The organism is Streptomyces sp. NPDC044033 (assembly GCF_056434425.1).
Genome location: NZ_JBWKFF010000018.1, coordinates 196,754 through 220,683, shown reverse-complemented (window position 1 = coordinate 220,683; position 23,930 = coordinate 196,754). Strand labels below are relative to the sequence as shown.

At 71.5% G+C, this 23,930-nt stretch carries 24 protein-coding genes and 5 pseudogenes; 17 read left to right on the top strand and 12 right to left on the bottom strand.

What is annotated here, in order from left to right; genetic code table 11:
- On the top strand, positions 1-320 hold a 320-nt coding region (locus AC07AB_RS29040), incomplete at its 5' end, for an ATP-binding protein (protein ID WP_478572757.1).
- Positions 321-424: 104 nt separating this feature from the next.
- On the opposite strand, the gene AC07AB_RS29035 is transcribed toward AC07AB_RS29040, so the two are convergent.
- On the bottom strand, positions 425-559 hold the full coding sequence (locus AC07AB_RS29035; protein ID WP_478572755.1) for a hypothetical protein: 135 nt from the start codon (positions 557-559) through the stop codon (positions 425-427).
- 190 nt (positions 560-749) lie between these two features.
- Between AC07AB_RS29035 and trpS the strand changes: the two genes are divergently transcribed.
- Positions 750-1,763, top strand: coding sequence for a tryptophan--tRNA ligase (gene trpS, locus AC07AB_RS29030; RefSeq protein ID WP_478572752.1), 1,014 nt, complete (start codon positions 750-752; stop codon positions 1,761-1,763).
- A 150-nt stretch (positions 1,764-1,913) separates the two neighbouring features.
- Positions 1,914-2,498 (top strand): 2'-5' RNA ligase family protein, encoded by a 585-nt coding sequence (locus AC07AB_RS29025; RefSeq protein WP_478572749.1) that lies wholly within the window; start codon positions 1,914-1,916, stop codon positions 2,496-2,498.
- Between the two features lie 107 nt (positions 2,499-2,605).
- On the opposite strand, the gene AC07AB_RS29020 is transcribed toward AC07AB_RS29025, so the two are convergent.
- Together AC07AB_RS29020 and AC07AB_RS29015 are read right to left on the bottom strand one after the other, a co-directional pair.
- The gene (locus AC07AB_RS29020; protein WP_478572747.1) at positions 2,606-3,361 is read right to left on the bottom strand and encodes a decaprenylphospho-beta-D-erythro-pentofuranosid-2-ulose 2-reductase; all 756 of its coding nucleotides are present in this window, start codon (positions 3,359-3,361) and stop codon (positions 2,606-2,608) included.
- Positions 3,362-3,568: 207 nt separating this feature from the next.
- Complete coding sequence (locus AC07AB_RS29015) at positions 3,569-4,924, bottom strand: FAD-binding oxidoreductase (protein ID WP_478572744.1); 1,356 nt, start codon at positions 4,922-4,924, stop codon at positions 3,569-3,571.
- A 165-nt stretch (positions 4,925-5,089) separates the two neighbouring features.
- Between AC07AB_RS29015 and AC07AB_RS29010 the strand changes: the two genes are divergently transcribed.
- The 4 genes from AC07AB_RS29010 (at position 5,090) to AC07AB_RS28995 (ending at position 8,242) form a co-directional block, all read left to right on the top strand.
- A complete protein-coding gene (locus AC07AB_RS29010) occupies positions 5,090-5,653 on the top strand; it encodes a phosphatase PAP2 family protein (protein WP_478572790.1) in 564 nt (187 codons plus the stop codon).
- Positions 5,646-6,596, top strand: a complete 951-nt coding sequence (locus AC07AB_RS29005) for a decaprenyl-phosphate phosphoribosyltransferase (protein WP_478572741.1) — start codon at positions 5,646-5,648, stop codon at positions 6,594-6,596. Before AC07AB_RS29010 ends, AC07AB_RS29005 begins: the two co-directional genes overlap by 8 nt.
- A gap of 40 nt (positions 6,597-6,636) precedes the next feature.
- Positions 6,637-7,104 carry a GtrA family protein gene (locus AC07AB_RS29000; protein WP_478572739.1) on the top strand — a complete coding sequence of 156 codons (468 nt, stop codon included), beginning with the start codon at positions 6,637-6,639 and terminating at the stop codon, positions 7,102-7,104.
- Positions 7,105-7,285: 181 nt separating this feature from the next.
- A complete protein-coding gene (locus tag AC07AB_RS28995; RefSeq protein ID WP_478572736.1) occupies positions 7,286-8,242 on the top strand; it encodes a YihY/virulence factor BrkB family protein in 957 nt (318 codons plus the stop codon).
- A gap of 407 nt (positions 8,243-8,649) precedes the next feature.
- Here the strand turns inward: AC07AB_RS28995 and AC07AB_RS28990 are convergent, their stop codons facing one another.
- Together AC07AB_RS28990 and AC07AB_RS28985 are read right to left on the bottom strand one after the other, a co-directional pair.
- Positions 8,650-9,858 (bottom strand): D-alanyl-D-alanine carboxypeptidase family protein, encoded by a 1,209-nt coding sequence (locus tag AC07AB_RS28990; RefSeq protein ID WP_478572733.1) that lies wholly within the window; start codon positions 9,856-9,858, stop codon positions 8,650-8,652.
- Between the two features lie 477 nt (positions 9,859-10,335).
- Complete coding sequence (locus AC07AB_RS28985; protein ID WP_478572730.1) at positions 10,336-10,533, bottom strand: hypothetical protein; 198 nt, start codon at positions 10,531-10,533, stop codon at positions 10,336-10,338.
- Positions 10,534-10,827: 294 nt separating this feature from the next.
- Here AC07AB_RS28985 and AC07AB_RS28980 point away from each other — a divergent pair, with 294 nt between their 5' ends.
- The 3 genes from AC07AB_RS28980 to AC07AB_RS28970 all read left to right on the top strand — a co-directional run bounded on the left by AC07AB_RS28980 (position 10,828) and on the right by AC07AB_RS28970 (position 14,586).
- Entirely contained in the window at positions 10,828-12,342 is a 1,515-nt protein-coding gene (locus AC07AB_RS28980; RefSeq protein WP_478572727.1) for an outer membrane protein assembly factor BamB family protein, read from the top strand.
- A 299-nt stretch (positions 12,343-12,641) separates the two neighbouring features.
- Positions 12,642-12,890 carry a hypothetical protein gene (locus AC07AB_RS28975; protein WP_478572724.1) on the top strand — a complete coding sequence of 83 codons (249 nt, stop codon included), beginning with the start codon at positions 12,642-12,644 and terminating at the stop codon, positions 12,888-12,890.
- A gap of 367 nt (positions 12,891-13,257) precedes the next feature.
- Positions 13,258-14,586, top strand: a complete 1,329-nt coding sequence (locus tag AC07AB_RS28970; RefSeq protein ID WP_478572721.1) for a cytochrome P450 — start codon at positions 13,258-13,260, stop codon at positions 14,584-14,586.
- A 12-nt stretch (positions 14,587-14,598) separates the two neighbouring features.
- Here the strand turns inward: AC07AB_RS28970 and AC07AB_RS28965 are convergent.
- A pseudogene (locus AC07AB_RS28965) lies at positions 14,599-14,792 on the bottom strand (IS630 family transposase); the annotation flags it as partial.
- 952 nt (positions 14,793-15,744) lie between these two features.
- Between AC07AB_RS28965 and AC07AB_RS28960 the strand changes: the two are divergent.
- From AC07AB_RS28960 to AC07AB_RS28950, 3 genes and pseudogenes are all read left to right on the top strand, one after another.
- On the top strand, positions 15,745-17,040 hold the full coding sequence (locus AC07AB_RS28960) for a hypothetical protein (protein ID WP_478572718.1): 1,296 nt from the start codon (positions 15,745-15,747) through the stop codon (positions 17,038-17,040).
- A 185-nt stretch (positions 17,041-17,225) separates the two neighbouring features.
- Complete coding sequence (locus AC07AB_RS28955) at positions 17,226-18,017, top strand: class I SAM-dependent methyltransferase (RefSeq protein ID WP_478572714.1); 792 nt, start codon at positions 17,226-17,228, stop codon at positions 18,015-18,017.
- Positions 18,018-18,202: 185 nt separating this feature from the next.
- Positions 18,203-18,399 (top strand): annotated as a pseudogene (locus AC07AB_RS28950) (IS630 family transposase); the annotation flags it as partial.
- Positions 18,400-18,468: 69 nt separating this feature from the next.
- Here AC07AB_RS28950 and AC07AB_RS28945 read toward each other — a convergent pair.
- Positions 18,469-18,996, bottom strand: coding sequence for a GNAT family N-acetyltransferase (locus AC07AB_RS28945; RefSeq protein WP_478572711.1), 528 nt, complete (start codon positions 18,994-18,996; stop codon positions 18,469-18,471).
- A gap of 79 nt (positions 18,997-19,075) precedes the next feature.
- Between AC07AB_RS28945 and AC07AB_RS28940 the strand changes: the two genes are divergently transcribed.
- Positions 19,076-19,357, top strand: a complete 282-nt coding sequence (locus AC07AB_RS28940) for a M15 family metallopeptidase (protein WP_478572788.1) — start codon at positions 19,076-19,078, stop codon at positions 19,355-19,357.
- A 98-nt stretch (positions 19,358-19,455) separates the two neighbouring features.
- Here AC07AB_RS28940 and AC07AB_RS28935 read toward each other — a convergent pair.
- Positions 19,456-20,219 (bottom strand): annotated as a pseudogene (locus tag AC07AB_RS28935) (helix-turn-helix domain-containing protein).
- A 25-nt stretch (positions 20,220-20,244) separates the two neighbouring features.
- On the opposite strand from AC07AB_RS28935, the pseudogene AC07AB_RS28930 reads away from it, so the two are divergent.
- Positions 20,245-20,358 (top strand): annotated as a pseudogene (locus AC07AB_RS28930) (alpha/beta fold hydrolase); the annotation flags it as partial.
- A gap of 127 nt (positions 20,359-20,485) precedes the next feature.
- Here the strand turns inward: AC07AB_RS28930 and AC07AB_RS28925 are convergent.
- The 4 genes and pseudogenes from AC07AB_RS28925 to AC07AB_RS28910 all read right to left on the bottom strand — a co-directional run bounded on the left by AC07AB_RS28925 (position 20,486) and on the right by AC07AB_RS28910 (position 21,901).
- On the bottom strand, positions 20,486-20,686 hold the full coding sequence (locus tag AC07AB_RS28925; protein ID WP_478572708.1) for a DUF397 domain-containing protein: 201 nt from the start codon (positions 20,684-20,686) through the stop codon (positions 20,486-20,488).
- Positions 20,683-20,772: pseudogene (locus AC07AB_RS28920) on the bottom strand (transcriptional regulator); the annotation flags it as partial. The pseudogene AC07AB_RS28920 and the gene AC07AB_RS28925, both read right to left, overlap by 4 nt.
- Before the next feature lie 81 nt (positions 20,773-20,853).
- Complete coding sequence (locus AC07AB_RS28915) at positions 20,854-21,054, bottom strand: DUF397 domain-containing protein (RefSeq protein WP_478572705.1); 201 nt, start codon at positions 21,052-21,054, stop codon at positions 20,854-20,856.
- Positions 21,041-21,901, bottom strand: coding sequence for a helix-turn-helix domain-containing protein (locus AC07AB_RS28910; RefSeq protein WP_478572702.1), 861 nt, complete (start codon positions 21,899-21,901; stop codon positions 21,041-21,043). Before AC07AB_RS28910 ends, AC07AB_RS28915 begins: the two co-directional genes overlap by 14 nt.
- A 439-nt stretch (positions 21,902-22,340) precedes the next feature.
- On the opposite strand from AC07AB_RS28910, the gene AC07AB_RS28905 reads away from it, so the two are divergent.
- A complete protein-coding gene (locus AC07AB_RS28905; RefSeq protein ID WP_478572699.1) occupies positions 22,341-22,850 on the top strand; it encodes a DUF7848 domain-containing protein in 510 nt (169 codons plus the stop codon).
- A gap of 282 nt (positions 22,851-23,132) precedes the next feature.
- Positions 23,133-23,840 carry a hypothetical protein gene (locus tag AC07AB_RS28900; protein WP_478572696.1) on the top strand — a complete coding sequence of 236 codons (708 nt, stop codon included), beginning with the start codon at positions 23,133-23,135 and terminating at the stop codon, positions 23,838-23,840.
- Positions 23,841-23,930: the final 90 nt, after the last annotated feature.

The window sequence follows — 23,930 nt, the reverse complement described above, 5'->3', positions numbered from 1 at the left end:
CCGCTGCATCGAAAGGGTGCACGGCGGGTTCGGGCCGGGGGCCACTGGAAAAGGACCCGCACAGCGGAAACCTCGCCAGTGGCCTACCGGTACTCCGATACGGCACGGAGCCGGGTGACTCGCTCCTCGTCGTCCTCGACGCCGAGCCCGGACGAGTACGTATCGAGGTGCACGACACCCGGCGACGGCCGCCGCGCCGTCGACCGGAGTCGGTGGAACGCCAGCGAGGCCACGGCCTGTTCATCGTCGACGCGCTCGCGGAGTGGGGCGTCGGAGAGCGGCCGATGGGCAAAGTCGTGTGGGCGGTCGTGCGGTGGTGACCTCGGTCGGGGTGGAAGCCGCGCCCGTACCCGGCCCGGGGTTCGCCGCCGGGGTCGTCGTCTCGTCCTGGCTCGACGCGTCGCCGACGGGTGGCATCGCCTGGCTATTGATCGGCCATCCGCCACCGCGCCGCCACGTCGAGACCGTCCGCACCATCGAGGTCGGCCTGCTGGCTCTCGCGGCGGGGCGCCGTCGACGCGCGGCTACGGCGGAGCGCGGCGGACGGTCGGGCTTTCATAGGCGTGACGCGAGCACGTCACAGGGGTGGCGAGGGTGGCCGCGGCGAATAGGCGGGGGAGCGCCCCGCCCGGGAGGCGCGCGGGCGGGGCGCTCGCGGCCGGATGAACAAGCCCCCGGCCACCGGGGAGCTTCGCGCCGTGGTGACGCCGCCGGACCGAGAACGTCCCGGCACCTGAGAGAATGGAGGCATGGCCCTCGATCGTCCCCGCGTTCTCTCCGGCATCCAGCCCACCGCAGGCTCCTTCCACCTCGGCAACTACCTCGGCGCGGTGCGCCAGTGGGTGGCGCTCCAGGAGACGCACGACGCCTTCTACATGGTTGTCGACCTGCACGCGATCACCGTGCCGCAGGACCCCGCGGAGCTGCGCGCCAATACCCGGCTCGCGGCCGCCCAGCTGCTGGCGGCGGGGCTGGACCCGGCGCGGTGCACGCTCTTCGTGCAGAGCCATGTGCCCGAGCACGCGCAGCTCGCCTGGGTGATGAACTGCGTGACGGGCTTCGGCGAGGCGTCCCGGATGACGCAGTTCAAGGACAAGTCGGCCAAGCAGGGCGCCGACCGTGCGACCGTCGGCCTCTTCACGTACCCGATCCTCCAGGTCGCGGACATCCTGCTGTACCAGGCCCACCAGGTCCCCGTCGGCGAGGACCAGCGCCAGCACATCGAGCTGACCCGCGACCTGGCCGACCGCTTCAACGCCCGCTTCGGCGAGACGTTCACCGTCCCGGCGCCGTACATCCTCAAGGAGACGGCGAAGATCTACGATCTCCAGGACCCGACGGCGAAGATGAGCAAGTCGGCGTCCAGCGCCAAGGGCCTGGTCAACCTGCTCGACGAGCCGAAGATCTCCGCGAAGAAGATCAAGAGCGCCGTCACCGACACCGACACGGTGATCCGCTTCGACGCCGAGAAGAAGCCGGGCGTCAGCAACCTCCTCACCATTCACTCCACCCTCACCGGCACCGACATCGCGGAACTGGAGCGCCGGTACGAGGGCAAGGGCTACGGTGCGCTGAAGACCGAGCTCGCGGAGATCCTGGTCGACTGGGCGACTCCGTTCCGCGAGCGCACCCAGGAATATCTGGACGACCCCGAGACGCTGGACTCGATCCTGGCCAAGGGCGCCGAGAAGGCCCGTTCGGTCGCCGCGGAGACCCTGGCCCAGGCGTACGAGAGGGTGGGCTTCCTGCCCGCCAAGCACTGAAACCCGAAACTCGACGTGACACAGCCGGCGCCGCCGCCCGGGCCCCCGCACGGGGGTCCTACGGCCCGTGCGCGCAGGACCGTGGAACCTGGCCGTGAAGGCGGCCCGGCCGCCACACTGGTATCGCAGACGCATCGGAGGGAGAACGCAGTGGGGACCGTAACGCTCGGCGTTTCGATCGCGGTCCCGGAGCCGTACGGCAGCTTCCTCCAGGGGCGGCGCGCGAGCTTCGGGGACCCGGCCGCCCACGCCATCCCCACGCATATCACCCTGCTGCCGCCCACCGAGGTGGACGCGGCGGCGCTCCCGGAGATCGAGACGCACCTCGCCGAGGTCGCCGCCGCCGGCCGCCCCTTCCCGATGCGGCTCAGCGGCACGGGGACGTTCCGCCCGCTGTCGCCCGTCGTCTTCGTCAACGTGGTCGAGGGCACCTCCGCCTGCGCCTGGCTCCAGAAGCGGGTGCGGGACGCCTCCGGGCCCGTGCCGCGCGAGCTCCAGTTCCCGTACCACCCGCACGTCACCGTCGCCCACGGCATCTCCGAGGAGGCGATGGACCGGGCGTACGCGGAGCTGGAGGACTTCGAGGCGGCCTGGACGATCAACGGCTTCGCGCTGTACGAGCAGGGCGCGGACGAGGTGTGGCGGCTGGACCGCGAGTACCCTTTCGGGGCGGGGCGTACGTCCGCGCTGCCCCGCCAGGCCGGGCTCTCCCGGCCGCCCGCCGCCTCCCGGTAGTGAGCCCCGGGCGGGCGGGCTCGGACGGGCACCGCCGGCGCTCGGACGGGCGGTCGCCTTCACTCAGACAGGCAGTCGTCGGCGCTCGGACGGGCGGTCGCCGTCGCTCAGACAGGCAGCCGCCGGAACACCCCGCGCGGCACGTGCCGCAGCACCGCCATCACCGCCCGTAGCGAACCCGGCACCCAGACGATCTCCGCGTTCCGCCGCAGCCCCGTCTCGACGGCTTCGGCGACCGCCTCCGGGTCCGCGGACAGGGGGGCTTCCTTGAGGCCCGCGGTCATCTGGGTCCGTACGAAGCCGGGGCGGACGACCAGCACATGGACGCCCGTACCGCGCAGCGCGTCGCCGAGGCCCTGCGCGAAGGCGTCCAGCCCCGCCTTGCTGGAGCCGTAGACGAAATTGGCGCGCCGCGCCCGTTCCCCGGCCACCGAGGAGAGCACGACCAGCGAGCCGTGCCCCTGGGCGCGCAGCGCCTTGGCGCAGACCAGCCCCGCGCAGACCGCGCCCGTGTAGTTCGTCTGCGCGACGCGTACGGCGGTCAGCGGCTCCTCCTCGGCGCGCGCCTGGTCGCCCAGTACGCCGAAGGCGAGCAGTACCAGGTCGATGTCGCCCTCCGCGAAGACCTTGCCCAGGGCCTTCTCGTGCTGCTCGGGGGCGAGGGCGTCGAAGGAGACGGTGCGGACCTCCGCGCCCAGTTCGCGCAGGTGGTCCGCGGCGGCCTCCAGGGCGGGGGAGGGGCGGCCCGCCAGCCAGACCGTACGGGCGCGGCGGGCGATGAGGCGGCGGGCGGTGGCGAGGGCGATCTCGGACGTGCCGCCGAGGATCAGCAGGGACTGGGGCGAGCCGAAGGCGTCCTTCACGGGGGTGCTCCATTCACGGGGTGCCCCATGCGCGGGGCCGAATTCGCGGGGGTGGGTACGGACGCGCACCGGGCGAGTGCCGGGCGGGCACGCGCCGGACGGTGCTGGGGGGTACGGGCGAGTGCCGGGCGGGCACGCGCCGGGCGGTGCTGGGAGGTACGGACGCGCGCCGGACGGCGCCGGGCGGATGCGGGCCCGTACCCGGCTTCACAGCGACAGGCGGCGGGCGAGGTCGGAGACGAACACGCCGCCCGGATCGGCCGTGGCGCGCAGCGCCCGGAACTCGGCCAGCCTCGGGTACATCGCGGCCAGCAGCTCCGGCCGCAGCCGGGAGTCCTTGGCGAGATACACCCGGCCGCCCGCCGCCGCGACCTCCTCGTCGAGCCCGTCCAGGAAGGCGCCGAGGCCCGGCAGGGCGGCGGGGATGTCCAGCGCGAGGGTCCAGCCGGGCATCGGGAAGGAGAGCCAGCCGGGGTCGCCCGCGCCGAAGCGCTTGAGCACGGCGAGGAAGGAGGGGCAGCCGCGCCGCGAGATGCGCTCCACGATGCGGCGCAGAGCGTCCTGCTCCCCGTGTCCGACGACGAACTGGTACTGGACGAAGCCCCGGGGCCCGTAGATCCGGTTCCAATGCGGCAGGCCGTCCAGCGGGTGGAAGAACGCGGAGATCTTCTGGAGCTCGCCGGTGCGGCGGCGGGGGGCCCTGCGGTACCAGAACTCGTTGAAGAGGCCGACCGAGCCGCGCCCGAGCAGCCCCGGCGGCATGTACCGGGGGGCGGCCGGGAGGCTGCCGGGGCGGAACGCCAGGGGCGTACGGGCGGCGCGCGCGCCCAGCGCGGCGAGCGGCGCGTGGTCGCCGCGGGTGAGGACGGACCGGCCGGTGGCGGCGCCGCGGGCGACGAGGTCGATCCAGGCGACCGAGTAGCGGTAGCGGTGGTCGGCCGCGGTCATCCGGGCCATGAGGTCGTCGAGGTCGCGGGCGCGCTCGGTGTCCACGGACATCAGCGAGGTCTCGACGGGCAGCAGCTCCACGGTCGCGCGCAGCACGATCCCGGTGAGCCCCATGCCGCCCGCGGTGGCGTGGAAGAGGTCGTCGTCGGGGGTCAGGGTGCGGATCGCGCCGTCGGCGGTGAGCAGGTCCACGGAGCGCACGTGGCGGCAGAAGGACCCGGCGCCGTGGTGGTTCTTGCCGTGGATGTCCGCGCCGATCGCCCCGCCGACGGTGACGTAGCGGGTGCCGGGGGTCACGGGCACGAACCAGCCGAGCGGCAGCAGCACCCGCATCAGCCGGTGCAGGCTCACGCCCGCGTCGCAGACGACCAGGCCCCGTTCGGCGTCGATGGCGCGAACGCGGCCGAGGCCGGTCATGTCGAGGACGGCGCCGCCCGCGTTCTGCGCGGCGTCGCCGTAGGCGCGGCCGAGGCCGCGGGCGATGGCGCCGCGCGCCCCGCACTCCCGCACCGCCCGTACGGCCTCCTCGTCGCTGCGGGGCCGGAGGGTGCGGGCCGCGGTGGGCGCGGTCCGTCCCCAGCCGGTGAGGGGGGCGGGGGCGGTCTCGGCAGCCATGGCGCGACGGTATCTCCAGAAAGGTCCCCTATGGATTAAATATCGCGCATCACCCCAAAAAGAGTGATTAATGGTGTGTCAGACAAGGTGATCCCGAGCGCCGCTCCGGGAGCCGGGACGGTCGAGAGACCGGACGCCGACGGAGAACGGAACGAGGTGGCCCCGCTGTCCCCCGAAGAGCTGGACTTCCGCCTGCTCGCCGCGGTCCGCGACCGCGCCGCCGACCCCCGGGTGGCCGCCGCCGCCCGCGCCCTGTCCCGCGGCGGCGAACACGGCGCGCTGTGGCTCGCCGCCGGAGCCGCCGCCGCTGCCGCCGACCCCGGACACCGCGCGGCGTGGCTGCGCGGCACCGCCCTGATAGGCGCGGCGCACCTGGCCAGCATGGGCGTCAAGCGCGTCGTACGGCGCCCCCGGCCGCCCCTGACGGGCCACCGCGCCCCCCTCGTACGGACCGCCGGCCGGCACTCCTTCCCGAGCTCGCACGCCGCGTCATCGGTCGCGGCGGCCGTGGCCTTCGCCGCGCTCAGGCCCATAACCAGGCGGTACGTGCCGGTGGTGGCGGCGGCGATGTGCGCCTCCCGGCTGCTGGTGGGCGTCCACTACCCGACGGACGTGGCGGCGGGGGCGCTCCTGGGCGGGTTCACGGCGGGGCTGGGGCGGCGGTGGGCGGCCGGGGGCGCGGGTGGCGGGGGCGAGCGTACGGGCCGGGGGAGTCGCCGGTATGGGTGAACCCGCCGCGGTCCTCGAAGAACCCCAGCCGCCCCCCGCCGCGACCGGCCGGGCGCGGGCCGCGGGGCTGCCGATCGGGCTCGTGAAGACCGCACGCCCCCGGCAGTGGATCAAGAACGTGCTCGTCGTCGCGGCCCCCGCGGCCGCCGGACGGCTCGCCTCCGTCCACGTGGCGGCCCAACTGGCCGTCGTCTTCGTCCTGTTCACCGCCGCCGCGTCCGCCGTCTACCTCATCAACGACGCGCGCGACGCCGAGGCCGACCGCGCGCACCCCGACAAGTGCCGCCGCCCCGTCGCCGCCGGAGAGGTGCCCGTGGGCCTCGCGTACGCCGTCGGCGGGCTGCTGGCCGTACTCGCCCCGGCGGCGGCCGTGGTGCTGTGCAACCCCGCGACGGCCGGGCTCCTCGGCGCGTACGTCCTGATGCAGCTCGCGTACTGCATGTCGCTCAAGCACGTGCTCGTCGTCGACCTCGCCGTCGTCACCACCGGGTTCCTGATGCGCGCGATGATCGGTGGGGTGGCGCTGGCCATCCCCCTCTCGCGCTGGTTCCTGATCACGGCGGGGTTCGGCGCGCTCTTCATGGTGGCCGCCAAGCGCTACTCCGAGGCGCTGCTGATGGCGGAGCGCGGCGGCGAGACGCGCGCCCTGCTGCGCGAGTACACCACCGGCTATCTGCGGTTCGTCTGGCAGCTGGCGGCGGGTGTCGCGGTCCTCGCCTACTGCCTGTGGGCGCTGGAGGGCGACCGCGCGGTGGACGGCGGCTCGCTGCCCTGGCGGCAGCTGTCGATGGTGCCGTTCATCCTCGCCGTGCTGCGGTACGCGGTCTTCGCCGACCGGGGCACGGCCGGCGCCCCCGAGGACGTGGTGCTGCGGGACCGGGGGCTGGCCGCCGTCGCCCTGGTGTGGATGACGCTGTACGGGCTGGCGGTCGCGGGGCTGTGAGGGGCCGGGGCGGGTGGCGCGGCCCTGCCGGAGGACGCGGATGAAGGCCGGGCTCGTCGGGCGGGTGCGGGCGATGCTGCCGGAGCTGGCCGGGTTCGCGCTGGCCGGCCTGGCCGCGTACGCCGCCGACCTGGGGCTCTTCCTGTGGCTGCGCGGCCCGGCGGGGCTCGGCCCGCTGACGGCGAAGACGCTGTCGTTCCTGGCGGGCTGCACGGTGGCGTACCTCGGCAACGCCGTCGGCACCTACCGCCGCCGCGCCGCAGCCGGGGGCCGGGCCCGCCGCGTCCACCGGGTCGCGGTCTTCTTCGCGGTGAACGTCGCGGGCGCGCTCGTACAACTCCTGTGTCTGGCGCTCTCGCACTACGGTCTCGGCCTCACCTCGGCGCGCGCGGATGCCGTATCCGGCGCGGGGATCGGCATGGCGTTGGCCACGTGCCTGCGTTTCTGGGGTACCCGGACGCTGGTTTTCCGGACGGGGCGGACAGGGCAGGTGCCCGCGGGGGAATGATCACCGGGGTACGGACGCGGGAAATGGGTGAGGGGAAAGGGATGCCGGGAAAGGGGCGCCGGGAAAGGGGCACGGGGACAGGGGCACGGGGATAGGACGCGAGGAACCGGAGAGGCAAGGGGAATGGGCGAGGGGAATGGGCGGGGAGAATGAACGCTGACAAAAGGGATAGGTGTGGATCATGGATTGGTTGACCCGGCTGCCATGGATCGGCCCCGTGATCGCCCGGCTGATGCGCACGCACGCGTGGCGCTCGTACGAGACGCTGGAACGGGTGAAGTGGGCCCGGCTGGCGGCCGCGATCACCTTCACCAGCTTCCTCGCCCTCTTCCCGCTGATCACGGTGGGCGCGGCCATCGGGGCGGCGGTGCTCAGCAGACAGCAGCTGCGCGACCTCGAACACAAACTCGCCGAGCAGGTGCCGGGCATCTCCGGCCAGCTCGACCTCAGCTCCCTCGTCGACAACGCGGCCACGGTCGGCGTCGTCGCGGGCGCGCTGCTGCTCTTCACCGGCATCGGCTGGGTCAGCTCGCTGCGCGAGTGCCTGCGCGCCGTCTGGGAGAAGGAGGAGGACCCGGGCAACCCCATCGTGCTCAAGCTCAAGGACGCCGCGGTCCTGCTCGGCCTGGGCGGGGTGGCCCTCGTCTCCTTCGGCGCCTCGGCATTCGCGTCCTCGGCGGTGGGCTGGGTGGCGGAGCAGATCGGCCTGGCGGAGGGCGGCGCGGGCAGCGTGCTGCTGTCGGTCGCGGGCTTCTGCTTCGCGGTCCTCGCCGACTTCGTCCTGATGGTGTACGTCCTCACCCGGCTGCCCGGCGTCTCCCCGGCCCGCCGCCGCATGGTCGTCGCCGGCCTCATCGGCGCGATCGGCTTCGAACTGCTGAAACTGCTGCTCAGCAGCTATCTCCAGGGCGTCGCGGCGAAGAGCATGTACGGCGCCTTCGGCACTCCGATCGCGCTGCTGCTGTGGATCAGCTTCACGGCGAAGCTGACGCTGTTCTGCGCGGCGTGGACGGCCACGCCGTCCGCTTCCGCGGGGGAGACCCGGGAGCCGGAGGCGGAGACGGAGACGGGGACGGCGTCCGGTGCGGCGGACGTACCGGCGGCCCCGCCCACGGGCGCCACGGCCGTCGGCGACTGAAAAGCCTGTGTCGGGGGGGGGGGGGGGGGGGGGAGAGGAGGGGGGGGGGGGGGGGGGGGGGGGGGGGGGGGGGGGGGGGGGGTTTTTCTTTTTCTCGTGGGGGGGGGGGGGTGGGGAGGGGGGGCATAATGCTTCTCCTCTCACCGGGCGAGCGTTTCTGGGGGGACGGGACCCTTTTCTCTTCCTCCCCCCCCCCCCCCCCCCCGACACAGGCTCTGACCGGGCCGCTGCCCAGGGCGGGCGCGGGGCCCGTCTGACCGTCGTACGGGCGCGGGCGGGCGTAACGGGCCGGTGAGGAGCGCGTACGGGCGTACGGGCCGTCAGGAGCGCGGGGCGGGCGTACAGCCGGTCAGGGGCGCTGAGGGGCGTACGGGCCGGTCAGGGGCGTCGGCGGACGCACCGGCCGGTCAGGAGCGCCGGCGGAGGGGCCAGCGCCGGTGGACGAGGAAGGCCGCGGCGGCCAGGACCACCACGGCGCCGCCGGCGATCCCCAGGGCGGTGCCCATGCCTCCGCCCCCGGACCCGGCCACCGACGCCTGCGCGCCGCCCTGGTTCTTGACGCCGGGCTTGCCGCCGGACTTGTCGCCCACGCCCTGCGGCGGCACCAGCATGCCCACCGGCTTGACGTGCCCGGCCGCCGCGAAGCCCCAGTCGAGCAGCTTGGCGCTCTCCTTGTAGACCTCGTCCGCCTCCGCCTTCTGCGGGTTCATGACCGTGACCAGCAGCTTCCGCTCGCCGCGCTGCGCGACGCCGGTGAAGGTCGACCCGGCGTTGGTCGTGTATCCGTTCTTGACGCCCGCGATGCCCTTGTACGGCTGGACGCCGTTATTGAGGTCGCCGGCGAGCAGTCGGTTGGTGTTCTGGATGCCGAAGCTCTCGCGCTTCTTCTTGCCCTTCTTGTCCTTCTTCTCCTCGCCCGGGAACTGGGCGCTCTGCGTCGAGCAGTACTCCCGGAAGTCCGCGTTCTGGAGGCCGGAACGGGCGAAGAGCGTGAGGTCGTACGCGCTGGAGACCTGGCCGGGCTCGTCGTAGCCGTCCGGCGAGACGACATGCGTGTCGTCCGCCCGCAGCTGCTTGGCGTGGGTCTGCATGTCCGCGACGGTCTTGGGGACGCCGCCGTTCATCGCGGACAGCACGTGCACCGCGTCATTGCCCGACTTCAGGAAGACGCCGCGCCACAGGTCGTGGACGGTGTAGGTCAGGTTCTCCTTGATGCCCACCAGGCTGCTGCCCGCGCCCATGCCCTGCAGTTCCTCCGGCGCCACCTTGTGCGTCTGGGTCTTGGGGAACTTCGGCAGCACGGTGTCGGCGAAGAGCATCTTCAGCGTGGAGGCGGGCGGCAGCTGCCAGTGCGCGTTCTCGGCGGCCAGGATCTCGCCGGACTCGGCGTCGGCGATCAGCCAGGACCGCCCGGAGAGCTCCTTCGGCAGCGCCGGGGCGCCCGACTCCGGCTGCACCTGGCGGCCGGGGCGGCCGAGGAGGTCACCGCCGACCGTGGACATCCGCTCCGGCGGCTTGGTCGGCGGCTTCCCCTTGTCGTCGGTGTGGTCGGCGGCCTGGGCGGGGGCGGCGGTCAGCAGCACGGGCAGCAGCAGGGACGCGGTCGTCAGGGCCACGGCCCCGTAGCGCGCCGCGGCCCGCGGAGCCCTCGCAACCTGAACCCGCCGAACTCGCTGAGCTCGCTGAACCTTCGGAACCCTGAGAACACGGAAAATCGTCGGCACGTTGGTGAACGTACCCCCATGCCCCCGCGTGTCGATCAGCGAGTCACCCGATCGCGCCCCGCGCACAGGACCAATGGGACCAGTCCTCTTATCGGACCCTATGGAGCCCAGCCGCCCCGATTCCCGCTTCCCGCCCGTCTTCGGATTGTGGAGCTGGTACATCTGGGTCACCTTTCGTGGGGCACTGACCGAGGGCGCCTGAACACCGGCGCAAAGCACAGGTCAACGCCCGTGACGCCGTTCGTGGCCTCCCTCCTATAGAGGCCGTGGGCCCGTTCGGGGTTGCTCTGCGCGCCCGCCCGTCGCGAGCCCAGGCGCCACAGGACGCACAACGGGACAGGCCCTACAGGCCGCACAACGGGAGACGCCCTACAGGCTGTGCAGCAGGAACAGGATCACGGCGGTCACCGCCGACTCCAGCGCCATGGCGCACGCGCGCCCCGCTCCGGCCGCCGCGCCGCGGAGCAGCGACCGGGGGATGCGGGAGCGGAGCACAGCTCCCAGCCGCCCGCCGGTGCACCGTTCCACGGCCGAGCCGCCGTGCGGTGCGTCAGGAAATCGGTCCATGAGAAGTCCCCTTCCGTCCGTCCACCGGATACGTGCCGGCGCGCCCCCCAGTAGCCGGCAAGGGCCGCGCCGGCCCCAAGGAACTCCGGAGGGATCCGCGGGCGCCCGTACGAAATGGCAGGTCGGGGCCGCCCTCCGAAGTCCTCCGAGTCGGAGGGCACGGGCATCGGAACCGCCGTACGTCCTGGAATTCCCGAGAGCGGGGCGGGACCTGAACGGACGCGTCGGCGCGTCCGTACCCGTCGGCGGAGGGGTACCGGCATCGGGCCGGTCACGGCGCGAGGAGGCCCGGCCGTGGAGGCACGGCAGTCACCGCACGGCACCGGCACGCTCGTTCGCGAGCTCATCAGCCTGGAAGCGCAGGCCAAGGAGGTACGGGCGCGGTCGGGGCGGCGTACGACGAGGGCCGCCCTGGCGAAGAGGAGCGGGGTGTCGGAGCAGACGCTCAGCGACTGGTTCAACGGCCGCCACCACCCGCGCGACCTGGACCAGTTGATGAAGGTCGTACACGTACTCGCCGGGTGGGCGGGCCGGACCGCGGTCCCGTACCGGCCCTGGGCCCGGCTCCTGGAGGCGACGTCCCCGCCCCGGCCCGCCGCCGTCGCCCGCGGCCGGGGCGACGCCCAGGCCCCTGCCGCGACCGTGCGGGACACCGGCCCGTCCGAGGACGGCCCCGAGGAGGCCCCGGACCGTACGGCCGCGTGGCCGACCCGGCGGGCCTTCCTCGCGCACGCGGCCACGGCGACCGCCGCTGTGGGCATCGGCGTCGCCGGTTGGCGGGTCTTCGACGCCCCGGGTCTCTCGCCGGGCCCCTCGCCGGGGCAGGAGCGCTGGACTTCCGCGGCCGGCGGGCCGGTCAGCTCGGATCCTGCCGTGGCGAACGGCGTGGTGTACTTCGGGAGCGATGACCAGCACGTCTACGCGGTGCACGCGCGCACCGGAAGGGCCGTGTGGCAGCGGCCGTTCTCCACCGGAGGGACGTCGCGATCGGCACCGGTGGCGGCGGACGGCGTGGTCTACGCGGGCAGCGACGACGGCAAGCTGTACGCCATCGCGGCACGCACCGGAGAACAGCGGTGGGAGCGGGACACCGGCGCCCCGCTGGGCTGGTCGTCGCCGGTGCTCGCCGGCGACTCCCTGTACGTCAGCAGCGGTGACGGGAACGGCCGGAGCCTGCACAGGATCGACGCGGCGAGCGGCAAAAGGCTTTGGCAGTACGGGTTTCCCTCTCCGGCCGCCGTCTGGGGCCCCACGGTGGCGGAAGGGGTGGTGTACGCCGGTTGCGACGACGGCCACCTATACGCGGTCGACGCCGACAGCGGCGCACTCCGCTGGCGATTCCCCCGGAAATCCCCCACCGCGGGGGCTGTCTGGCGCCCTGCGGTCGCTGACGGAACGGTGTACGTCGGCAGTACCGACGGGAAGCTGTACGCGATCGACACCAAGCACCGGGAGGCGCGCTGGGCCAGCCCCATTGGCGCCCCCGTGGCCTCGACGCCCCTCGTGGTCGGCTCGACGGTGTACGTCGGCAGCGACGACAGACGCGTGTACGCCGTCGACGCGGCCGACGGCCGGAAGCGGTGGAGGGCCGACACCGGCGGCATGGTGCGGACGCGTCCGACCGAGGCCAAGGGCACGGTGTACGTCAGCAGCGTCGACGGCCGCTTGTACGCGTTTCGCGCGCGGGACGGCACAGCGCGCTGGAACGGCGTGCGCCTCGGGCAAGCCCTCTGGTCCTCGCCGGTGGTGGCGGACGGGACCGTCTATGTCGGCAGCGACGACAACAACTGTCACGCGATCGCTGCTTGACGGCCGGGCCCGTGCTCTTCAGTCGCAAAGCGGCATAGGGCGGGCCGAATTGACGTGCTGTCATTCAAGCGTGGAGGAATTCCGCACCTTGTCCGAAGTTATGGTGCGGCCCGGGTAGTTCGGGCAGTGAACGCGAGTCTCCCTCGCGAAAACCCTGCCGCGCGGGGAACTTCATCCTCAGTGAGCGCATCTATCTTCACGAAAGAAGCGCGCGGGGCCACCGGCTTTGCCGACCGGGGCGCCTTCCCGAAGCGGGCCGCGCGTGCAATTCCGAAGATGGCCTGCACAATGGAGGACTTATGAAGTCGTGGAGTTCCCGTATCGGTCTCGGCCTCGCTGTCGGTGCCGCGGCGATCGCCATCCCGCTGTCCGCCACCGCCGCCTCCGCCGCCGCTCCCCCCGGCGACGGCTGGGTGCCCATCGGTGCGGAGAGGTACCCCTCGAAGGCGGCGTGCGAGGCGTCTGAACTCCCGTCGGCGCAGGCGAACGGGTACCACGAAGTGTGGTGCGACGACAGCAAGGCCATCATGCCGATCTTCTATCGCTGACCGGTCTCCGCTCGGCGAGGACTCGTCCCCGCTGACGTAGCGGTGTGAAGGTCCGCTGCCCCGGTGTTCCACGCCGAGGGCGGCGGACTTTCCGTTTCACGGCCCCACGCGCCGGGCGGGCCGCAGGCGCTGGCAGGCCGCCATCGCGTCACCCGGCATCCGCGCCACCGATCCGGCGATGGCGAGCGACGCCCGCCACGCGATCCGCGATCCGCGATCCGCGAAGCGCTCGCCGAGGCCGGTACGGGCACGGGGCGTGCGTCATGGCGCGCGGCGCGGGTACGGGGGAAACTGCGGACGGCACGGGCGAGTCGAGGGGGCCTGCGGGCGGCCCCGTGGGCAGGCCCCGGACACAGGAGGCACCGTCATGCGCATCCCCGGACCCGAGTACCAGGAGGACGGCGGGCTGAGCGCCGTCGCGGCAGCGGGCGGCCTGCACCGGTACCAATTGCGCCTGCACGACGCGTACGGCCCCGTCGTGCGGTTCCAACTGCCGGGCGCGGCCACGGCCGTATCGGTCGCCGATCCCGTACTCCTGGAGGCCACGGCGCACCTCGACAAGCGGCCCGAGGCGTTGTTCGCGTTCCTGGACCCGCTGTGCGAGGCGGGCAACCTGCAAGTGCTCCCCGCCGACGAGCACGCGCCCTGGCGCCGGCTGCTGCTCTCGGTGTTCGCCGGACGCCCGGCCCACGAGCGGCACACCGCGCGCTTCACGGAACTGGCGCGGGAACTCGCGGACCGCTGGGCCGGGCGGCAGGGCGATGGCGAACCCGTCGAGCTCCAGAAGGAGTTGACGGCGCTGTCGCTCCGTATGATCTGCGGGTTCGCGTTCGGCGGCGCGGACGCCGATACGGACGCGGACCGCGTCGTCGTGGCGTTCGAGGAGGTGCTCACCGAGTACCTCGGGCGTCTCTACCAGGTGCCGCGGACCGACCCGCGCTCGGCGGAACGGGCCGAGGCGGCCCTCGCGTATCTGCGCGCGACGGTCGACCGCGTGGTGGCGGCGCACCGCTCGGGCGGCCGTACCGACCGCAGCGACCTGATCGGGGCGCTCGTCGAGGCCGGGGAGAGCCCGGCGCGGATCCGCGACACCGTGATGATGACGCTGCTCGCCGCCCACCACACCACCGGCGTCGCCGTGTCGTGGACGCTGCACCTGCTGGGCCGCCACCCCGACGCGGCCGACCGCGTCGCCGCCGAACTGGACGAGGTGCTCGGCGAGCGCGCCGCGCCCGACTATGGCGACCTGCGGCGCCTCACGTACCTGGACATGGTGCTCAAGGAGTCGATGCGGCTGTTCCCGCCCGGCCCGTACGGCGCGCGCGAGACGACCGAGGACCTGGCCCTGGGCCCGTACGAACTCCCCGCCGGGACGACGGTGTTCTACCCCTTCTGGGCGGTGCACCTGAACCCCGAGCACTGGCCCGACCCGGAACGGTTCGACCCCGAGCGCTTCACCCCGCAGGAGGCGGCCAAGCGGCCACGGCTCGCGTACGTCCCCTTCGGCATCGGGCCGCGCAGCTGCGAGGGCGCCGCTCTGGCCACGGTCGAGGCCCAGCTCGTCCTGGCCGTCCTCCTCAAACGCCTGCGCTTCCGGCCCGCGCCGGGGCACGAGGTGACGCCGGTGGAACGGTTCGTGCTGTGGGCACGGGACGGCATCCGGATGACGGTGCGGCCACGGGGTGCGGTCGGGTAGTGCTGTGGCCGGGTTCAGGTGGGCGGACAGGTTGTCGGGGATCACGTAGATCGGGGCGTCGTCCGGGCGGGCTGCGCGGATCGGCCGCGGGGCGGCCCAGGTGTGGTCGATGCCCTTGCGGCGCCGGTTGACGCCCCCATCGTGTCGCTGCCGACCGAGTAGCAGCCGTGGAAGTAGGTGATGCCGTGGGTGCGGCGGTAGGTGGCCTCCCGGCCGCACCGGAAACAACGGCACCACCGGCGAAGCCGGCACTCGATCTGGAACCTGACCCCGGCGGGACAGCTGGAACCTGACCCCGGCGGGACAGAAGGCTCTGGCCGACGGCAACGAGCGGCCTCTCCGACCGAAGGCGGTGAAGGCCGGGTTCGATCCGCACGGCATCGCGGTGACGGACACAATCCTGTCCTTCGGCGGCCGGACTCAGCTGACCGACTGGGCCGTCGCGGTGTGGGTGAACACCCTGCCCCGGTTGTAGCGGGGCGAGGTCCGGTACGAGATCGGCGTCGACGACCAGCTCAGTCAGGTTTGCCCGCTTGCCGGGGACCGGCCGGCAGAGCGTGCCGGTGGCGGTTCCTCCAGGGACTGCCTGTTTCACGAGGGCACAAGCGTTCAACGCGTTCACGCATCGATCATGCCGGGCCGCTTCTCTGTCGCAGCGATTCGCGGGTTGCTGGAGGAGACGCCAGGGACGACCGACCCTGGGCGGACGGAGAGGAGGTGTCCTGCCGGATGCCGCGGTGACGGCCAGGCGGCCCCACCGCACGTCCGATCCGTCCATGCCCCGCGGCTGATTCAGCCGATTCATCCGGGCGGCAGTCCAGGACGGCTGCCACCGCTGGCAGAGGTGTTCGGGATCCTGATCAGCTCCCCACTGGCGCCTGGCCCGGGTAACGAGAACTCCACCATGGTTCCGGCACCGAACGGGTCGGCGACCGCCGACGCGTTCACGGACCAGGGGCCCGCTCCGCGACATGGCTGCACCGGTCGGGAAGAAGTGCCGTCCTCTCAGACCTCACACAGCCGCTCTTTGCCTCTTGTTCTTTATCGCCGGTGGGCCCACGGATATCGGAGTACCCCGCGACATGGCCTCCCGCACAATGCAGCACAGAACCGCAGGCGAGTGGGGGAGGGATGCCCTGCCCCTGAAAGGCGCAGACTATGACCATTCCCGCCCTCAACCTATGGACACTGAAAGAACTCCCCAGCCTCAACCGGTCGATCCTGTCCGGGGAGCTTCCGGCCCGTGCGCTGACGGCGGCACTGACCGCCGACGTCTTCCCACTGTTGGAAGCCGATCCGTATGTCTACACCGAGCAGCAGGCCCGGCAGGTCGCCTGCCTGATGGGCATGTGGGGATCGTCCTGTGTACGCCACTTCGTCCAGCGGGAAGAGATATCCGCGGACGACACCCGCCCGCTGTTCTCCGCCTTGCACGTGCGGGGCGAACCGTTCCGGGACTATCTGCGCAAGGTCTTCGACCGTACGCGCACCGGCCATCCGGAGCGTGACAGTTACGCGTCCCTGTTCCACTGGAACCCGCCTGCGGTCCACATCACCTGGCAGGACCGGACGTGGACATCCGCCACCTCGTTCACGGACGGCGCCTGCCGCACCTACACCGCCGAGCCGGCCGAGGTGGAGTTCTTCCTCTTCCTCAAGAAGACCTGGGTCCTGGAGAGGGCGGCGAACGACTTCCTCGAACCGCTGGTGACCCAGATCCCCGCCGCAGAGGAAACCGTCGAGCGCCTGACGTCGGCCGCCGCGCTGATCAACGCCACGCACCGGATGTTCGCCCAGTTCCTGCGCATGCCGATCGAGCGGCGGCTGACCCCCGCGTACTTCAGCGACGTCTGGCGGCAGTACACCGGCCACTGGGACCCCGGGGACCATCCGCCCAGTGCGGCCCACGACGCGGAATTCCTCGCCCGCGACCTCCTGACCGGCGTCAACCGCCCTGGCCACCAGGACTATGTGCGGCGCTCGTACCCGGCGCTCGGGGCGGAGGACAAGCACCGGCTCGCCCGGATCATGGACTGCGCCCCGGTCCCGCAGCGGATCCTCGACCGTACGCGGACCACCACCGCCCATCTGGAAGCGGCGCGGCCCGAGGAACTCGTCCACACCGCCGCAGCCCATCCGGAACTGGCAGCCTGTTATCTCCTCCTCGCCGAGACCACGCGACTGGCGTCCAGCCACCTGAACTTCGCCAAACGATTCGTCTTCGACCTCGGAAGGGAACGCGTCCGCGCGGGCGAACCTCCCACCCCCGTCCAGGGCGGGGCGATCGGCAACACCGGACTGACCGAACACGCCATGGAACGCCTCAAGGCCGACCGGCGCGCCCACGCCCTCACCGTGTTCGAACGCATCCCCAAAGCCGTCGTCGTCGCCTCCGCCCGCCCGCCCGCACCGGTCGACCTGGACGAGGCTGTCCGGATCGACGCCCCACTCTGACCGGCGCAACGGCCCCGCCCGCCCTCGTCTTCGCCCGCGGAGGCCACCCGGCAGCAGCAAACGATGACCAGCCGCAAGACGCCCATTTCCCCTTGCCCCGGCGGAAACCTGTCCGGGCAACCAGGACCCGATGCCCCGGGCAGGTGTGTGCCCTCCCCGGGACGCAATTTCACGGAGGTACCCGGATGAGCCACAGCGATGACGAGCAGTACGGCGACCGGATGTTCACCCACAGCACCCGGGGAGAGCGAGCCCGGCTGGACAGCCTGTCCGACGCCGTCTCCGACTACACCCACCAGCACCTGCGGAACCTGGACGTCTCCGCCGACGAGCGGATCCTCGACGTCGGCGGCGGCACCGGCGTCGTGGCGCGACACCTGGCCGAGCACCACCCCGGAGCGGAGGTCGTCTGCGTGGACCGCTCCATCACCCTCATGAACGAACACGCCGGATACCTGTGCGTGGAAGCCGACGTGTGCGAGCAGGCCACCTGGGACAAGCTCGGAACCTTCGGCCTCGTCCACGCCAGAAACCTGCTGATGCACCTGCGCGCCCGCGACTTCGTCTTCGACCGGATGACCCGCGCCCTCGCCCCTGGCGGCTGGCTGATCGTCGCCGACATGGTCGACGCCCCCGAACTGCGCCTCTCCCCCCGCTTCCGCGAAACCTTCGCCCAACTGCGCCGCTACATGGAAGCGGAACTCGGCACCTCCATGACCTGCGGGCTTACCTACGCGCAGCGCATGCACGACGCCGGCATGACCGATGTAGGAGTCGGCTACCACGCCCTGATCGTCGGCCCCGACAAGCCGGGGGGCATCTTCATGGCACGGACCATGCGCCACCTGTGGCCGGACATCACGGCCAGGGGCTACGCCCGTCCGGGCGACGTGGACGAGACGGTCGCCTACCTCGAAGGCGGCCACCACTGGGACGCCGCCATCGCGTTCGTGACCGCATGGGGCCGCAAACCGTAGCGACGCGTCCCCAGACCAGCCCCTCGGGAACCGCAGATGCCGGGATCTCATACGGAATCTCCCTGCTGACGACCCCTTCGAACCACGCGGATCCTTTTCTCGCGCCGCCGGGGTACCGGACAGGGGGCATGCCCACGACAGTTCGCGCCACGGCCTGTGCCGGATCAAAGCCACCTGTAAGGTCTCTGCGGCAGTTCACCCTGGCCAGCTCGAACCACGCCAACCACACCGTCCAGACCCGGGCCTGCACGCCTGCCTCCGCCGGCGAAACCAGAACACCCGCCACCCCAACGCCCTCGCCGCCCAACGACGCGAACGAACACGCATCCGCAGCGAACGCGACATCCGCTGGGGCGGCAAACCGCTACCGGCTACCGTCTGACTGCCCAACACGGCGAAGGCTCCCGGCCACAGCACTAGCCGGTCACGGCAACGTGACCCGCTACCCGACTCATTCGCCGAGGATCCGTTCCCACAGCAGCCCGTCCCGCCAGCTCCCGTCGAGAAGGATCGAGGAGTGCGCGACGCCGTACGGGCTGAAACCGTTGCGGCGCAGCACCCGTTGCGACGGCAGATTCTCCGGATTCGTGGACGCCTCGGCGCGGTGCAGCCCGAGTTCGTCCGTCATGACCCGGAGCGCGAGCCCGACGGCGCGTCCGGCGTGCCCTTGGTTCTGGGCGGCGCAGGCGATCCAGTATCCGACGGAGGCGCGGCGCAGATGCGGCTGCGGCAGGATGCCTCCGACAGTGACCTGTCCGATCACCTGCTCGTCGGCGAGCACCACACCCGGCCAGACCGCGCCGGTCCGGTACCCGGCCAGCAGCCTGTCGATCCGCTCCGCCTGCCCCTGCGGGGTGAAGAAGTCGGCCGGCTGGGCTGGTTCCCACGGCCGGAAAGCCTCGAAGTCCCGCAGCCGGTGCGCGGCGATCGGGGCGGCGTCGGCGGGCTCGATCAGGCGGATCCTGGTGCTACTGCGCATGGGCCGATCCTTGTCGCAGTGCGCCGGATGAGACGGTCACCCTACGCGAGGGCGCCCGCGCCGCCGCACCTCACGCCCCCTGGCCCCGTCCGCGCGGAGGAAGGCTGCCCGCCGGGCCAGTGCCTTCGTCTCCCCGGTCGAGGGGGCCCCGCACCGCGCCGGCGCGGCGCTGGACCTGACGCTCATTGACGCCGATGGCGTCGAGATGGACATGGGCGGTGCCGTGAACGGCCACCGCACCGGAGACGAGGAGCACTGCCCGATGGACGCTCCCGGGCTCTCCGGCTCGGCACGCCGCAATCGCGGTCTCCTGGCCCGAGCCATGGGCAGCGCTGGATTCGTCAACTACCCCACCGAGTAGTGGCATTGGTCCTACGGCGACCGCTGATGGGCGCTGACCACCAAGGCTGACGACGCCATCTACGGACCTGTCTGACCGACTCGGCGAGCATGCCCGGCTCACTCGATGGTCACCGTCTTCTGCCACGCCCCCGGGCGCGTGCCTGTCGCCTTCCGGAAGAACACCGAGAAGTTCGACGGGTCGGGGAAGCCGAGCGCGCCGGCGCAGCCGGCCGCGGTGAGGCGGTCGTGTGCGAGGAGCCGCTTGGCTTCCAGGGCGATCCGGTCGACGATGTACGCCTTCGCGGTGCGGCCGGTGACCTGCTGCACCGCTCTGGAGAGCGTGCGGGGCGCGTATCCCAGTGCCCGGGCGTAGTAGTCGGCGTCGTGGTGTTCCCGGAAGTGCGCTTCGACGCTGGACCGGAACAGCCGGAACACCGGATTCGCCGACCGCGCTTCGGCGTGTGGTGGCCGGAGCCGGGCGATGAGCGCGGAGAGCAGGATCTCGGGCAGCTCCGTCGCGACATCCCCGGGCGGGGCGGACGCTTCGAGGAGGAGATGGTCGCGCGCGGCGTCGACGAACGGCCAGTCGGCGTCGGGAACGCTCCAGTGCGCGACCAGGTCCGGCGACGCGACGAGCTCCCGGGCGGCGTGGGTGACCGGCGCTGTCGGCACGAACAGCACGACGTGCCCTGCCACGTCGGCGATGTCGTCCCATCGGTGCACCGCGCCGGGAGCGACCCACACCGCGGACCGCTCCTGGAGCGGGTGCCGGAGGAAGTCCACCGTGACGGTTCCGTGCCCGGCGTCGACGACAGCGAGGCATGGAAGTCGGCACGTTGCGTGCCGCCGTCGTTCAGCTCGCGGAGACGGTCGAACGTCATCGTCTCAACAGCGGCCGCATCGCGCCCGAACCTCTCCGGAGCCGACTTCACCGTGATCCCGAACACGGGCCACCTGATCCCACTGGAAGCTCCGGACGGCCTCGTCGACGCGATCACGGCCTTCGTGCCAGGGCCGTGACCGGCAGCTTCACGACGCACACCACGCGTTGGTCCCGACCGCTTGTGACGTGCGGCCCACTGCCGCGGAGTTCGGAACGGGCCCCCGCCGGAGCCGTGTTCGGCGGGGGCCCGTTGTGTTGCTGAGCTCAGATGTCCATGGTCCTGACGAACGCGACGAAGCCGCTCCACGCGGCGGTGTCGATGTTCAACGCCGGGCCGTTCGGATTCTTGCTGTCACGGACGGGGACGACACCATGCGCCGCCGCTACGGTCGGCGCCCACTCGACGCACTGACCGCCGTTGCTGCTGTATGAGGACTTGACCCAACGGGGGGACTCGGTCGTCACAGGTTGCCCTTTCGTAGCTGGTTAATCATGGTCACGGAAGCCGCCTGGGACAGTGCTTCGACCTGTAGTTGATGGTAGGCCGCCAATGGATGCCCGCGAAGTCCGCGGAACTCGCAGAGAGCCCCCGCCGGAGTCGTGTTCGGCGGGGGCTCGTTGTGTTGCTGAGCTCAGATGTCCATGGTCCTGACGAACGCGACGAAGCCGCTCCATGCCGAGTTGTTGAAGACCAACGCCGGGCCGTGCGGGACCTTGCTGTCGCGGACAGGGGTCATTCCGGGAAAGTCATCGGCGACTTCGACACAGCTTTGGTTGGCGTTGCTGTAGGTGCTCTTGCGCCAGTTGGCGCGCTGAAGATCAGCCTTGTGCATAGCTTCCTGCCGTTTCGGAGATCAGATCTGCGGATGCTTGTTCGTCAAGTGCCTTGGTCCAGATGTCCTGGAACGCGCCGTCGTAGCGTTCTGCCTCGTTCGGTCGATCCAAGTAGAGGGCCCCTGTGTAGCCGTCCAAATAGACGGTGGGCGGTTCAGTCGGTTTGCCGTCCCTACCGAGCGGAAATCGGAGAATGATGAACTGGCCCGTCGTCATCCCGTAATGCAGTCCAGCACTGAACGGAACCACTCTGATCGTGATGTTGGGCAGCTTGCCGACTTCCGCCAGGCGGGCAAGCTGCTCGCCCATCACGCCTCTGCCGCCCACAGGGCGACGCAACACCGACTCGCTGAGTGCGACGTGCAGCGTCGGCGGATCAGTGGCCCTGCTGATGAGAACCTGCCGGGCCATGCGGAGGTCGACGCGCCTCTCGATCTCGTCGGGGGCTTCGTGCGGATTGTCGGCGATGATGAGGGCGCGGAAGTAATCCTCGGTCTGGAACAGTCCGGGGATCAGCTCGCTTTCGTACCAATCCAGCTGGGAAGCCGCCTCTTCGAGCCCGATATAGAGATCGAACCCTTCAGGGATCGCGTCTCCGTAGGCGTGCCACCAGCCGCGCGCCTTGGTCTCCTTCGCCAGCCCCATGAGCGCTTTGGTCATGTCGGTCGGCGCACCGTAGACCTTGCACATGGCCTCGACATCCAGGCTGCGCAGCGATGTCTGACCAGTCTCGATGCGCCACATCTTCGCCTCGGACCACTCCAGCTTGTTCGCTGCCGCCCGCACGGTGAGTCGAGCACGGTTGCGCAGATCACGCAGGAACCGGCCCAACTGTCTGCGAGGCACGGTGGATCCGGTAGGCCCATCCGCCACGTGCCACCCCTTCCTGTCACCCAATGCGAAGGACTTTGGACACCCGAAATGAAAGCACCGGGAAACCCGGTTCGCAATGCGGGCACCTCTTCGTGGGACATTCGTTCTGAAACCTTGCACGCTGCTGGTCGCCGGCACATTCTGATGCCACGCAATCCGGCCAACTGGCGGATGTGGTGCGGAATATGAGGATGGTGAGTTGCATGCGCCCTGACCCCTCCGGGCAGCGAGACAAGAGCTATCTCGTTGACCTGGCCGACCCGGTGCCGAACAGCGACGCTGATGAGGTGCAGGCGCTGATCCGAGCCGGTGGCTTCTGGCGATTGGCTCCTGACTGGGTACCCCGTGCCTACGCGGAGCCCACACGGGAGTTGGCGGATCGGGTGCGGCGCGGGTTGAGGCGGTTGTGGGTATGAGGAGCACGGCGCGGGCGGAACTGTCACGGCTGATGGCGGAGAGTGGTGGGGACGGGGTGCTGCTGCTGTTCAAGCCAGTCGGTCGGCTCGGCGAATCGAGGAGAGGGGCGGGCCTTTCGCCCGGCGGCATCGCGTTCCCTCCGTGTGAGTGCGCGGAGCACCGGGCGGGCAGGGGCAGGCCGGACACCGCCATCCGGCTCGGTGCCAAGAATGTGCCCGGCGAGCCCTGGCGGGCCGAAGTGCTCGTGGCGCGCCCGGCGTACAGCTCCGTATGCGTCTCCGACGGCGGCGGCGACGGCGAATGCGGTGCGGAGTCCGGGGAGCAGGCCACCGCGGATGCGGCCGGAGCGTGGATGCGCCAGCACGCCGGAACCACGGGCCACCAGCGCTACCGACGCACCCGCAGCGACCGCCTCACCCTGGAACCCCCGCAGACGGAAACGCAGACGGCCAGGGACACGGCGACACCCGGCGGCGACGTGTCCGGCGGGACGCGTGGCTTCTGAGTGTCCGGTAGCGCCCGGAGCCTTCCGGTCGTCGTTGCGAGGCGGGATGCCTGTGGAGCTACGGCCTTGGCTGTCGGGCATCCCTGGTTCCCGCGAGCAGTCGTGTGTTCTCCAACTGGGCGTTCTTGGCCGGTTATTCGGGTTCCGCTCGGCGTCTTTTCCCGGCTCATGCCCGTGTTAGCCGGACGTTAGCGGAGCGGCACCCTTGCGGTAGCGGTCCCGGTCAGAGTTGGTGACGTACCGAGGAAACAATGTCACCGACTGCCCCCGGGGGGACCCGAAATGCGCTCCATCGCCACTGCCCGCACCGCTCGTCGCCGCACCCTGCGTATCGCCGCCGCGGCTCTGACCGCGGCCGCCGCCCTTTCCCTGACCGCCTGCTCCGGCTCGGACGACTCCGGCGTGAAGTCCACGGGCCACGCGGCAGCCGCCGAGTCCGGCGGCGCGGGCTCGGACGGCAAGGCGCAGGGCTCCGGTGCCAAGGCGGGTTCGGACGCCAAGACCGGCACCAAGGCGGGCGCTGCGAACGGGCAGTCGGACAGCGCGCCTGACGGCGACAGCGACGGGTCGGCGACCCCGGTCAGCAGCCTGCCCCTGCCGGACGGCAGCGAGGCCCAGGTCTCCAAGATCGGTGAGCAGCACTTCCGCTCCAAGATCGTGAACCACGGTGATGTCCTGGCCACGCTGGAGACGAACGACGAGGCCGCCGGACTCGACGCCAACGACATGTTCATCGTGCTCACCCTGGACGGCAAGGTCCACTCCTGGATGGGCGACGGCCAGAGCGGGCCGGGCACCTTCGCCCTCAAGGGCGGCTGGGACGCCAAGGTCACCAAAATCGGCGAACTCCACTACCGCGCCCAGATCCTCGACCCCGACGGCAAGGTCGTCGACACCCTGGAGACGGCCGACCAGCACGACGTCGGCATGGACGCCAACGGCGTCTACATCGTGCTCAGCAACGGCGGCATCATCAGCTCCCACGACTAATCACCAAGCACCCACCCCACTGCGGGGGGGGGGGGAGGGGGACTCAGAGGAGGACTACAACGCAAAGATGGGAAGTGACCGCCCTCAAAA